10 protein-coding genes are annotated in these 12470 nt (G+C 67.1%); 1 reads left to right on the top strand and 9 read right to left on the bottom strand.

Annotation, left to right across the window (positions count from 1 at the left end; translation table 11 throughout):
• Positions 1–282 (bottom strand): hypothetical protein (locus FJV41_RS43075; RefSeq protein ID WP_181791329.1); only part of this gene is annotated, 282 nt, incomplete at its 3' end.
• A 193-nt stretch (positions 283–475) separates the two neighbouring features.
• Here FJV41_RS43075 and FJV41_RS43070 point away from each other — a divergent pair.
• Entirely contained in the window at positions 476–1918 is a 1443-nt protein-coding gene (locus tag FJV41_RS43070) for an LVIVD repeat-containing protein (protein ID WP_141648445.1), read from the top strand.
• Positions 1919–2372: 454 nt separating this feature from the next.
• On the opposite strand, the gene FJV41_RS43065 is transcribed toward FJV41_RS43070, so the two are convergent.
• The 8 genes from FJV41_RS43065 to FJV41_RS43030 form a co-directional block, all read right to left on the bottom strand.
• Complete coding sequence (locus tag FJV41_RS43065) at positions 2373–4127, bottom strand: hypothetical protein (protein ID WP_141648444.1); 1755 nt, start codon at positions 4125–4127, stop codon at positions 2373–2375.
• 159 nt (positions 4128–4286) lie between these two features.
• Positions 4287–5915, bottom strand: coding sequence for a hypothetical protein (locus tag FJV41_RS43060; protein WP_181791327.1), 1629 nt, complete (start codon positions 5913–5915; stop codon positions 4287–4289).
• A complete protein-coding gene (locus FJV41_RS43055; RefSeq protein ID WP_141648443.1) occupies positions 5912–6694 on the bottom strand; it encodes an outer membrane lipoprotein-sorting protein in 783 nt (260 codons plus the stop codon). Before FJV41_RS43055 ends, FJV41_RS43060 begins: the two co-directional genes overlap by 4 nt.
• A 5-nt stretch (positions 6695–6699) precedes the next feature.
• Entirely contained in the window at positions 6700–8001 is a 1302-nt protein-coding gene (locus FJV41_RS43050) for an ABC transporter permease (RefSeq protein ID WP_141648442.1), read from the bottom strand.
• Positions 8002–8005: 4 nt separating this feature from the next.
• Complete coding sequence (locus tag FJV41_RS43045; RefSeq protein WP_141648441.1) at positions 8006–10114, bottom strand: ABC transporter permease; 2109 nt, start codon at positions 10112–10114, stop codon at positions 8006–8008.
• A 1-nt stretch (position 10115) separates the two neighbouring features.
• Positions 10116–10865 carry an ABC transporter ATP-binding protein gene (locus FJV41_RS43040; RefSeq protein ID WP_141648440.1) on the bottom strand — a complete coding sequence of 250 codons (750 nt, stop codon included), beginning with the start codon at positions 10863–10865 and terminating at the stop codon, positions 10116–10118.
• The gene (locus FJV41_RS43035; RefSeq protein WP_141648439.1) at positions 10862–11362 is read right to left on the bottom strand and encodes a GbsR/MarR family transcriptional regulator; all 501 of its coding nucleotides are present in this window, start codon (positions 11360–11362) and stop codon (positions 10862–10864) included. Before FJV41_RS43035 ends, FJV41_RS43040 begins: the two co-directional genes overlap by 4 nt.
• A gap of 206 nt (positions 11363–11568) precedes the next feature.
• Positions 11569–12195 carry a hypothetical protein gene (locus tag FJV41_RS43030; RefSeq protein WP_141648438.1) on the bottom strand — a complete coding sequence of 209 codons (627 nt, stop codon included), beginning with the start codon at positions 12193–12195 and terminating at the stop codon, positions 11569–11571.
• Between the last annotated feature and the right edge of the window lie 275 nt (positions 12196–12470).

Genomic DNA, 12470 nt, shown 5'->3' with positions numbered 1-12470 from the left:
CGCCGGGACTGACTTCGTGTCGCCGGTCTGGGGGTGGGTGGTGGGCGCGTCGGGGTTGGCTCCCCCTTGTGCCTCGGGCGGCTGTTCATGCGCCGTCCTGTCAGGAGGCTTGGCGACCCCGGTGGCCTGTGGGCCCACGAGGATGTCGACGTGCCGCCACTCGAACTCGAAGCTGTTCACCGGCGTCTTGCCCGGGCGACGAGGCACGACGAAGACCTGGGCCAACGCCAGCTCCGGGAGGAGCAGGGTCAGCGCGGCGGCAGCGAGGAGACGGGGGTTCACGAAGGTCACCTCTTGGGGTGGGGTACTGGCGAGACAGGTGCTTCCTAGGAGGCTCGCTCTCAGGAGTGAGCCTATACAAGCGCCTCGATAATTTCTTTTCGTTTACTTGCCGGGCGGTGGACGTCGCCGCTCCCTTGGGGAGAAAGAGGGAAGGGCTTTCGTTGGGTTCCAACGCCCGGTATGCATACGGGCCATGAGACGCTTCTTCCTACTGAGCAGCACGCTGGTCCTCGCCCTGGGTTGCGGCAAGGACGACGACTCCAAGAACAAGGCGGAGTGTCATCTTGCCGCCATCAACCTGTCGGCCTGTCAGCGTTCAAGCCTCGCTGCGGTGCAGTCCACCGGGGTGTGGAACGTCAATGTTGGACTGAACGACGGCACGGGCTCCGTGGGAGCACTGAAGCTATCGGGAGGTTCGGGGGCCCAGATTCTGGGGCTGTCGGTGACGGAGCGGCAGCTCACGGAGGACACCTTCTATCTGGCCGCCGACGTGGTGGACACGTATGGCCGCACGGTGCGTTACGCGTTCGCGGGTTGCGAGGCGAGCGCGCCGACGAAGCTGGAGGGGACGTTCCGTCGGTGTGTGGACGGAGCGCTGGACCTGCAGGGCACCTTCAAGGGGGCTCGCCTGGAGCGCAACGCGGGCGAAGGCGAGTCGTCGGGCGTGGAGCTGGTGAAGGAGCTCGCGTTGCCGCGCGGCGCCGCGCGGGATTTGACGGTGTCGGGTGGCTACGCCTATGTGCCCGCGGGCCCCGAGGGCTTCTTCGTCTTCGACGTGACCAACCCGGCCGAGGCGCGGCGGGTGGGTGAGGGCAATCCGGGCAACGACGTCTACACGGACGTGGCGGTGAAGGGCACCACGCTCTTCGTGGCGAGCCAGAAGAATGGCCTGGCCCTCTACAACGTGGCGAACCCGGCGGCGCCCGCCTTCCTGCGTGCGTTGGCGGACCCGGCGGTGGAGGTGGTGTCGCTGGCGGTGGAGGGGAACCTCCTGTTCGCGGCGTCGCCCGCGCCCAACGGAGAGGTGCTCATCTTCGACGTGACGACGCCGGTGCAGCCGAAGCTGGTGGACCGTTACTTCGTCGAGGGGGCCCAGCCGCAGGGTGGCGAAGTGCCGATGGATGTGATGGCGGTGGGCAATCGCCTGTACGTGAGCAACTGGACCTACGGCGTGACGGTGTCGGATATCACCACGCCGTCGACGCCGAAGCTGCTGGGGCGGTTTAGTGGTGGCACGTCGCGCACGGTGGCGGTGGGCACGGTGGGTGACCGCACGCTGGCCTTCTCCGCTGGCGAGGACTGGGACGCGCACCTGACTGTGCTGGATGTCGCGTCTCCGGCGAACGTGCTCCAGGTGGGTGAGTTCCGGATTCGTCCGGAGGTTTCCATCCGCGCGCTGGCGCTGTCGGGAGCGAAGCTCTACGTGGCGCACTATCAGGATGGCCTGCGGGTGCTGGACGTGAGCAACCCGAGCGTGCCGCGGCAGGTGGCGTACTACAACACCTGGCGTGAGACGGACGCTGGCCGTGGCGTCTCGTTCTTCGAGGGGCTCAACAGCGTGAACGTTCCCGGGGATGGGTACGTGTACGCGACGGATTCGTCACGAGGGTTGCTCATCTTCCGCGAGACGCCGTGAGCGTCAGGTCGCACCATCGGTTGAGGCGCCTCGTGAGTGAGACGCCTCGCCGGTGTCGTGCGCGGAAGGTGCCGCGTTGTGCGGTCGCCTCGTTCGTGAGCCAGGTGCTTCGCCGCCGTCACGGAGTGAGCAACGAGTTGCCCGTGCCGGACCTGCCGAGGCTGGCGTCACGGAATGAGCAACGAGTTGCCCGTGCCGGACCTGCTGAGGCCGGCGTCACGGCGCGAGCAGGGAGATGCTCGTGCCGGACTTGCTGAGGCCGGCGTCACGGAGTGAGCAACGAGTTCCCGTGCCGGACCTGCCGACGTCGCGGAGTGAGCAACGAGTTTCCCGTGCCGGTCTTGCCGAGGCCGACGTCGCGGAATGAGCAACGAGTTTCCTGTGCCGGACCTGCTGAAGCCGGCGTCACGGCGCGAGCAGGGAGTGAGCCGTGCTGGACCTGCCGAGGCCGGCGTCACGGAGTGAGCAGCGAATTTCCCGTGCCGGACCTGCCGAGGCTGGCGCTGCGAGCGAGGCTGAGTTCGACGCCGGCATCTTGCAGTGCGCGTCGCGCGGAATACGTGTCGCTGCGTCCGGCTGCGTCGCGGGCGAGGTTGATCAGGGCACGGGCGCGTTCAGCATGAACGATGACAGTCCCCTGGCCGAACTCGGAGGCGCTGTCGCGGACGCTGGCGAAGGCGCTGTCGGCGATGTCCAGCGCGTTGCCGACATCGTCCTCGCCCTGTTGGAGCGCGGCATCCGCCGCGAGCATCCACTCCCCCGCGCTCTGGATGGCGGCGAGCCGCTGCTGACGTGAGCGCTCGGTTTCGACCGCGCGCTCGCCGAACGTGTCGACTTGCTGCTGCGTGGCCTGGGCGTTCTGTTCAATCTGGGTGTCTCGTGTCTTGAGTTCTTCCTCGAGTTGCTGAAGGCGATTCCGCAGTTGCGTCACCTCAGCGTCCGTGGCGGGCTTGGTGGCCTGGGCCGAAGGATTCGCGGCGGTGTTTCCATTCTGCTGCCCGCTCACGGAAGACTGCTGCTGTGGTTGAGCCGGCGTGGTCGATGTGTCGCCCGACGTGCCCGCGCCTCCCTGTCCATCGAGTTGCTCTGTTTCAGTCGGCCCAAAGCCACCGAGGGAGTCCTGGCTGTCAGGCTGTGTCGTGGTGCTCGTGCCGGAACCACCGGTCGCGCCCTGGCTATCAGGCTGTGTCGTGGCCTCCGTGCCGGAACCACCCGTCGCGCCCTGGTTATCAGGCTGTGTCGTGGCCTCCGTACCGGAGCCCCCCGTCGCGCCTTGATTATCGGGCTGTGTCGTCGTGCTCGTGCCCGAGCCGCCGGTCGCGCCCTGATTATCGGGCTGTGTCGTCGTGCTCGTGCCCGAGCCGCCGGTCGCGCCCTGATTATCGGGCTGCGTCGTGGTGCTCGTGCCCGAGCCACCGGTCGTGCCCTGATTATCGGGCTGCGTCGTGGTGCTCGTACCCGCGCCACCAGTCCCCATGGGGTCCACGGGAGCCGTCGTCCCGCTCGTGTCCGAGTCGCCGGTCGAGCCCTGAGTGCTGGGCTGGGTCGTGGCATCCGTGCCAGAACCACCGATTCCTGTCTGGCCAGCGCTGTCCGTGCCTGAAACGTCGGACGAGTCCTGTCCGCTCTGAAGCGGGGGCTGCGGCGCCGTGCCGGCCGTTCCATCCAGCCCGCCAGCCTGCGATGCCGACGACGGAGCCACGGCCTCGGTGTTCGAGCCACCTGGCTGCGAAACCCGAGCATCACCCGAGTCATCCGAGCCCGCCCCCTGTCCTGTTGTCACATTGCCCGAACCACCCACGCCCGGGGCATCTCCGCCTGTCGTCGCCGAGGCCGTTGATGAAGCATCGGAGTCATCCGTCCCACTGCCCCCCGTGCCTTCCGGCACCTCGGCGGGGATGGGCTCATAGTTCCGATACGTTTCGTCGATAGCCACTTCGCCGGAAGTCGACGGGGCATCGCCATCCGGAAGAGCAGGCGTGATGCTGTAGGGCCCATAGGGCGCCGTCCCATCCGCCATCGGAGATTGAAGGACGTAGTTGGGAGGGAGCCATGCGCCGTCCGCTGCCTCGGCGGCCTGCTCGTTCGCATCCCGCAGGGCCGAAGCCGCAGGGCCTCTGTTGGACGGATCCGTGGGGGAAGGGTAGGGCGCCTCGCTCTGACCCTGCGCGAGGCTCAATCCGGCGGCGATGGCGATCCACAGGTGCATGCCGGAAGGATGTTCACTGCATGAATTCTCCGGCACCTCGTCGGCCCAAGCGCCCCTCGTTGGCCCGCCCGGGCGGCGACCTGCCCCCGAAAACGAAGGACCGCGTCCCCGGGAATAGGAGACGCGGTCCCTGAAACTCCACTGCGCGAGGTGTCCGCGTCAGATGCTGATGCGCAACCCCGCGCCCAGCTCGAAGGTGGGCGCCGCCAGGGTGCGGCCATGAAAGGTCTTCTCGCCGACGACGACGTCGGGCACCGAGAAGCCGAGTCGGAACTCACCACCCTTGTGGCCGTAGTGAACGGCGCCATAGGCCTCGACCGTCAGGTAGCTGAGGGCGCGGTGGGTGACGTTGATCCGACTGATGTACGACTTGTCCGAGAGGTTGCTGAGCGTGAAGAAGTTGAAGGACGTGCGCTCAAGCGACCCGGGCCGGTCCAGGAACAGGTACGCGGCACCATAGTGGCGGCCCAGATACAGCGGCTGGAAGGCGTCCTCCGCGATCAGGTACGGATAGCCGAAGGAGCTCGTGTAGCCCGTCGAGTTGTAGAAGTACTCCACGCCCAGCACTGCGATGTCGTTGTCGCCGTAAGGGAAGCTGTAGTTGGCGCCACCCGTCACCTGGGGCGTGAGCCCCGAGGGGACATAGGCCTCCACCAGCGACGTGTCCTTGATGATCTCCTCGTACGTGGTTCCGGCGGGGATTCGGTACAAGGGGCGCTCGGTGCCCTTCTTGATGCCCACTTCTCCGTAGACATCGATGGGACCCAACGCCGAGGACAGGTCGAACCCGAAGCGCGGCTTGCGGCCCCGCTGTGCCACGGCGCTGGCGCCGAACTCGGCGGGCCCGAGGACGACTTCCGCGCGCAGCGCCCCACCGATACGGCTCAGGCGGTTGACCGGGTCGGCCTCCACGGGGGGCGGAACGCCTCCCGTGTTGTCGAGCAGCGCGCCCGCATCGGTGCCCAGGTCATCCATCACCGCGATGGCATAGAAGTTCCAGCCCTTCGCCTCCCAGGGAACGTGGACCTTCAACATGGACACGCCGGTGCGCAGGTCCACGAAGGCCAGCGGATTGCGCCGCTGCGGTGACAGGAAGTCGGTGGGGTTCCAGATCTGCCCCGTGCCCCACTTCACATGCTGCTTGCCGATGGTGAGGAACAGGGTCCGTTCGATATCGAAGCGGAGCCAGGCCTGGTCCAGCAGCACGCGAGGATTGGACGGCGTGTTGTTGGTCGTGGTGCCCGTCTGCGTGGCCACGGTGGGGTCGTAGCTCAACCGCCCCACCACGAAGCCGCGCAGCCGGTCCATCGGCCGCGCGTCGAAGTACCCGTCCACCAGGGTGGGTGCGGAGAACGACGTGTCACCGAACGACGTCCCCTCCGTCGCCGCCGCGAAGCCGCGCATGTAGAACTGCCCGCCAATCTTCAGCGGGTCGTCCACGGCCTCATCGGAATCGAAGGCGCTGCGCGTCCCCGGCCCCGACAGCGCCTGCGAGTCCCGGTCTCCCGGCTCGGGCGGCGCCGGGGTCAGCGGCGGTTGCCGCTCGGTCGCGTCGCCCGTGTTGCTCGCGTCTGCTCCCGCGGACGGCGCGGGGTCCTCGCCGAACACCTCGTCGTCACTGGGACGCCCCGTCGTGGGAGGCTCCCCGGGCGTGTCGGCCTGGGCGGGCTTGTCGTCCTCGCCCCCGAAGAGGGCATTCTCGTCCGGCCGCTCGGACTGCCCGAGCGCGGTGGTGCCGGCGAGGACCACGGACAGGGCCGTGGCCAGGGTGAGGTTGCGCGGGCTCATCGACTCTTGCTCTCGAGCCAGGCCTTGGTGAAGAGGTTGGCCTCCAGCGGGCGCAGGTCCACGGACTTGATGAGGATGATGGTGGAGTTGGCCTTCTCCACCTCGTCGTAGAAGCGGATCTCCTCGGGGAACCAGACGTCGGCGCCCTTGGACTCGCTGAAGATCTTCTTCCAACGCGGATAGAGCGCGGTGCGCATCAGCCGGCCGGACAGGGCGTAGTCCTCGCGCTTGAGGATGTTGTTCGTGTCCTTGTCTATCCACATCTTGACCAGGGGATAGGCCACATCCACGTTGGGCTTCACCTTCAAGAGCAGCTTGTGGGCGGTGAATTTGCCCAGCTTCGCCTCGCCCTCGTAGGCCGGGTCGAACTCCTCGGCCAGACGGGACTCGTCGAAGTCGGCGCGTCGGCTGTCGGTGCCGGCGATGCGCTCGCGCTCGGTGCGCCGCTCCCACTTGCCCACGTTGGGGTCGTAGCTCCAGAGGTTCTTGTCCATCCTCAGGTAGCCCTTGCCGGCCTCCGTCTTGGGCTTGCTGAAGAGAATCATCAGCTTGTCGTCCGCGTCGCGCCGGTAGACGAACGCCTCGCGCACGTTGTCTGTTTTGTCCTTCTCCTTCTGCTCCATGTAGATGAGCGACTTGTAGTCGCCACCGTTGCGCTGACGGTCATCGATGGTCGCCAGCATCTGCGTCATGGCGGCCGGCTCCAGGGCCAGCGCCACGGGCCCGGACAACATGGCCACGGACAGCGCCGCGGCGGACAGCAGATTCTTGAGGCTCATGGATTTCATCCGATGTGGTGCATCGCCGTCACCGGCTTGAGGCGCGCGGCGAGGAAGGAGGGAATCAGCGAGATGAGCGTGGTGCAGGTGGTGATGAACACCATGGCGCCGACGACGGAGCCCGCGTTCACCACCAGGTGCAGCCGGTCCGACATGATGAACATCGCCACGGCCGCCGGGACGCCCACGTGGGCGGCGTCCACGCCCAGGCAGACGGCCAGCCCGATGAGCGCGCCCGCCAGGGTGCCCAGCGCCCCGAGCGTCATCGCCTCGAACAGGAACATCGCCACCACCCGGGTGCGCTGCATGCCGATGGCGCGCAGCGTGCCAATCTCCCGGGTGCGCTCCCGGATGGCGATCCACAGCGTGTTCATGATGCCCACGCCGATGATGACCAGCAGCACGAAGATGAGGATGCCGGTCAGTCCGTTGAGCGCGGTGAGCGTCCAGGTGATGAACGACAGCTCATCCTCCCAGTTGGTGATGTCCAGCTTCTGCCCGGTCCACGCCTCGCGGTTGACGACCTCGAACTTCATCCAGAAGGCGCGAGGGTCATTGTCCATGAGCTGGTGGCCCGCGTCCGCCAGCACCGTGCGCAGCCGCGCCTGGACGACGGGCACCTGGTTCACGTCCTTGAGGTACAGGTAGAGGGCGCCCGTGGTGTCGTCGCGCAGCTGGTACAGCGAGCGCAGCGTGTTGGACGGGACGAAGACGTTGAAGTCGCTCATCATGCCCACGTCGGTGGCGATGGCGGCGACGCGGACGTCCACCGTGTTGTTGGTGCCGCGCATGGTGGGGGCGGAGATGGTGACGGTGTCGCCCACCTTCACCTGGAGCCGCTTGGCCTGCTTCTCGAACAGGAGCACCGTGCCCTGCTCGTTCAGCCCGTCCAGGTTGCCCTCGTGGATCTGCAGGACCTGCCGGAAGCCCGGCTCGTCCTTCACGTCGATGCCGCCCACGCCCACCTGCATGGAGGCGGACTCGCTGACGATTTTCGCCCAGCCGCGCCCGCGCTGGACGGCGTAGTCCAGCTCCGGCACCTCCTTGCGGACCAGCTCGAGAATCTTGGGGTAGGCCGTCACCACCGGCGCGGCCTGGCCGGCGGTGACCTTGAAGAAGCCGCCCACGTTGACGTGGCCGGTGGCGAGCGTGGTGGCGGAGCGCAGCATCGTCTCCTTCATGCCCGTGGACAGGCCCATGAGGATGACGAGCAGCGCGGTGACGCCGGCGATGGCGCCGCCCAGCAGCAGCGTGCGCCGCCGGTGGGTGCCGAGGTTTCGGAATGCGATGAGGAAGAGTTGGAACATGGCCTTACTCGTCCGTCTGCATCGCCTGGAGAGGCGACACCCGCGTCGCGAGGAACGCGGGATAGAGGGTGGAAATGGCGGACACCAGGAGGACAATCACGAAGGCCGCGATGAGGTTGCCGGCGCTCAACGTGGGATAGAGGCGGGGACCGGAGAAGAAGAAGTACAGCGCCTCGTTGCCGGCGGGGATGCCGGCGCTGCCCAGCGCGCTCATGATGCCGCTGCCGAGCAGCGCGCCGCCCACGCCGAACACGAAGCCGAGCAGCACCGTCTCCACCAGCACCATGCTCAGGATGAAGGAGCGCTGCGCGCCGATGGCCCGCATCGTCCCGACTTCGCGCACGCGCTGGAGGGTGGCCATCATCATCGCGTTGTTGATGATGACCAGCGCGACGATGAAGATGATGAAGACGGCGAAGTAGAGCACCAGCTTCGCCATCAGCACGAACTGGCCGATGAGGCCCGCGGCCTGCTGCCACGACACCACTCGCAGCTTCAGCCCCGCCGCCGTGGAGGCCTGCTTCAGCTCCTCCATCGTCTGCTGGAGCTGCTCGGGGTCCTTGAGGATGATGGCCGCGCTGAGCGCCACGCCCTGCTCGATTTCCTGCTGGGAGTAGACGCGCGAGGCCAGGTCGTCCCGGCGCAGCGAGCCCAGGGCACCCTCGAACGCCTTCGAGTCCTCGATGAGTCCCGGCGTGGCCTCCGCCACCAGCGTGTTGCCGCTCTCCTCGCCGAAGAGCGCTTCCTCGGCGTTGGCTCGGTCCACCGCCTTCAGGCCGCTGTTCTTCTGCAGCTCGGCGATCTCCGCCTTGCGGTCCGGACTGAGGTAGCCGTACAGCTCCCGGAAGGACATCAGGTCCATCAGGTTGATGACACCGGCCATGGCGGACTTCTCCAGCCCCTTGAACTGATAGGTGCCGTAGATCTTCACGTTGATGCTCTGCACGTAGCCGGTGCGCGTGAAGGCGGTGATGGTGAGGTTGTCACCCATGCGCATGCGGTACAGCTCCAAGAGCGGCGCGAGTTCCGCGTAGAACTGCTGGTAGCGCGTGTCGAAGTTGTCGTCGGTGGTGGTGAGGAACTCCGACAGGAGCTTCTCCAGGGAGGCCTCCTTGCTGCCGAGCACCTTCTGCAGCCGCTCCACCGCCTGCCCCGTCTTGATGGGGTCCAGCTGGAAGAGGATCTCCCGTGGCTGCGTCTGGTTCTCCTTCACCCAGCGCTGCAGCTGCGGGTCGGTGTCGATGCGCTTCTGGTTGAGGTCCCGCTCCTGCTTGATGTTGTCCAGCCGGAGCGCCGTCTTCAGCTTGAGGAAGTTCTCGTAATAGAACTTGGACAGCAGCATGCCGCGCTTGCCCTGGGGCACCGGCTGACCGTCGACAATCTCCATGCGGTCGAAGGTGCGCTGGAAGGAGTCCAGGTCCGTGCCCACGTAGCGCATGTCCAGGAGGTCGCCGTCCGGAAGCTGCGGGGCGATCCGGTTCTCCAGGAACTCCAACGAGGCGAACGGGTCCTGCTCGAAGGTGTCCCAGAACGCGTCGGTGCGAGCGCGCGCCAGGGCCTCCACCTCCAGCGGGTCCACGGCGGCGGAGCTGAGCAGCTCGCGGCTCTTGTTGCGCTGCTCCTCCATGAGCGACACCATCTGCCGCACGTGTGACTTGACGCTGTCGAGGTTCGCGCGAAGGGCAGGGGATTCGCCTTCCTCCGCGCGCTTCTTGTAGAGGTCTCTCAGGCGCGCGAGCGTCAGGTCCACGGTGTTGCCGGAGGTGATGAGCGCGCCGCTGGTGCCCATGGGCACCACCGTCTTCACGTTGGGGTGCTTCTCCAGGACGGGCTTGATGCGGCTGAAGTCGTCCAGCACCGCCAGGTCCGGCTCGCCGCTCATGCCGCCGTACAGGCTCAGCTCGTCCTTGGAGTCGTCCGAGTAGACCTGGAGGTGGCCCGCGACGCTGCCGATGATGCTGCGGCTCATCGCGCTGTCCATGCTGTCGAGCAGCGCGCCGCCCACCACCACCAGCAACGTGCCGAAGAAGATGATGCCGCCGATGAGGATGTTGATCTTGCTGGTGAACAGGTTGCGGAAGGCCACCTGCATCAGCAACCGGAGCTGACCCATGTCAGTGACCCTCCGCGCCCACGGCGAGGGCCCGCTTCGCCTCGGAGGGGGTCAGCCGGTCCAGGATCTTGCCGTCCGCCAGACGCACCACGGCGTTCGCGTGGTTCATCACCTTGGCGTCGTGGGTGGAGAAGATGAAGGTGGTGCCTTCCTTCTGGTTCAGCTCCTTCATCAGGTCGATGATGTGCTGGCCCGTCACCGAGTCCAGGTTGGCGGTGGGCTCGTCCGCCAGCACCAGCTGGGGCCGGGTGACGAGCGCGCGCGCCACGGCCACGCGCTGACGCTGGCCGCCGGACAGCTCGTTGGGGCGGTGCTTGGCGTGATGGGCCAGGCCCACCTGCTCCAGCAGCTGATTCACCCGCTCTTTGCGCTGGTTCTTGTCCAGCTTGCGCTGGAGCAGGAGCGGGAACTCCACGTTCTGGAAGACGCTGAGCACCGACACCAGGTTGAAGCTCTGGAAGATGAAGCCGATGGTGTGCAGGCGCAGGTGCGTGAGCTGGCGCTCCGTGAGCTGCTTGGTGTCCTGGCCGGCGACGCTGACGACACCCGACGTGGCCGTGTCCACGCAGCCGATGAGGTTGAGCAGCGTCGTCTTGCCGCTGCCGGACGGGCCGGCGATGGAGATGAACTCCCCGGGATGCACCTGGAGATCCACGCCTCGCAGCGCCGGGACGACCACCTTGCCGAGGGTGTAGTCCTTGGTCACGTTGGTGATGGAGACGATGGGAGATTGCGCGACTGCGGCGTTCATGCGGTGCGTCCTTTCGATGCCTTGGGGGTGCGGGGCGAGGGGCGGGCGCCGCGCGAGGCGCGCCACCGCTCGGCGATGCCGGCCATTTCGGCCAGGTAGAATTCACAGAAGTCCGCCGCCTCGAGCAGGTGCTGCTTGTGCGCGAGCTGCGGCGCGCGGAGGGCCTCCTGGCACACGCGGACAAACGCCTTGACGCTGTCCTCCGCGGTGCGAAGCCGGCTCTCCCAGCCGTCGTTGTTCACGACGTAGTAGTGCTGCCGGTCTCCGGGCACGCTGGCGGGCTCCACCAGTCCAATCGCCATGCTGGCGCGGATGTTGGTGGACACGGAGGCCGCGCTCACCTTGAGCACGCGGGCAATCTGCTGGAGCGACAGCGGTTGGTCCGTCAGCATCAGGAGCGCGTGGATGCGCCCGCCGATGCGCGTGCTGCCCTGCCGTTCGAAGTACAGCCCCATCGATTCGATGAAGCGCTGCTCCGCGGCGCCCAGCTCCTTCATTCCCGGCCTCCGTCTCACCCGAGGAGGCCGCGCGCGACAGACGTCCGCGAAGGGCCAGGGTGGCGCCCGGCATCTAGTTCGTTCAGACCATTCAGTCAATACTGAATGAAGTGAACGCAAGCAGGGCCCGCGACCTGTGGAGGCCGCGGGCCCTGCTCATCCCCGTCTCGGGGGAAGACGTGCGTCACGGGTACGGGTCCGTGGGCTCAGTACGTGTCGGGGCTGGTGCTCTTGTCCCCGGAGGTGCCGGTCCCCATGTCCTTGTTCTTGTCGGTCCCCATGCCGGAGCCGCCGGTGCCTGGCTCCTCCATCGGGGCGCCCGGGTCCTGGGTGCCCGTGTCCGGGGCGGGCTGGTTGATGGTCGGGTCAGGCGTCATGACGTCCGTGCCCGCGCCGCCGGTGCCCGACAGCGAGATGCTCTTGGCCATGTTCTTCGTTTCCTTCACCTCGAAGCTGGCCCGGATCTCCTGGCCCTCCTTGAGGTCCTTGGCCTTCTTGAGCGTCGGGTCGGTGAACGTCGTGCTCTTGTCGATGTCGAGCGTCACCACCGCGCCCTGCGCGTCCTGGACGAAGACCTTGCTGCTCTCGGCCTTCACCACCTTGCCGCTCAGCTCCTTCTGGCCCATGGCGCTGGAGCCCATGGTGGAGCCAGAGCCCCCCATGGAGCTGTCCTGCTGCATGGAGCTGTCCTGCTGCGTGCTCCCGGTACCTGAGGTGCCCGAGCCACCCTGGGCCGCAGGGTCCTGCTGCGGCTTGGTCTTGTCATCGTTCGCCAGAGCCGCGCCGGACCCCAGCAGCGCCATCGCCGCGAAAACCCCAACCAGCTTCTTCATGGGAGAATCTCCTGTGTGAGTGCGACGGAGGGGTGTGCGTGATGCAATCGGTCCCTCCGCTGTTCCAAAAGCTAGGTGCGACCGTGGAAGGGGACAGGGCTGGGGGGGCAAGGTCGGCGCGTGCCCGGCCCCTCCCCTGCCGGTGGGCCATGGGCCGGGTGGACCCGAGGGCAGGCCTCAGGCGGCTTGTGGGCGGACGGGCTTTTCCCCTAGCGTCACACCGGCAAGCGTCCATCGGCCCCCTGGCCGCTGGCCCGACAGGAGACCCCCTCCGC

This window comes from Myxococcus llanfairpwllgwyngyllgogerychwyrndrobwllllantysiliogogogochensis, from assembly GCF_006636215.1.
Lineage (GTDB): Bacteria > Myxococcota > Myxococcia > Myxococcales > Myxococcaceae > Myxococcus > Myxococcus llanfairpwllgwyngyllgogerychwyrndrobwllllantysiliogogogochensis.
This window is presented reverse-complemented; position numbering and strand designations above follow the sequence as displayed.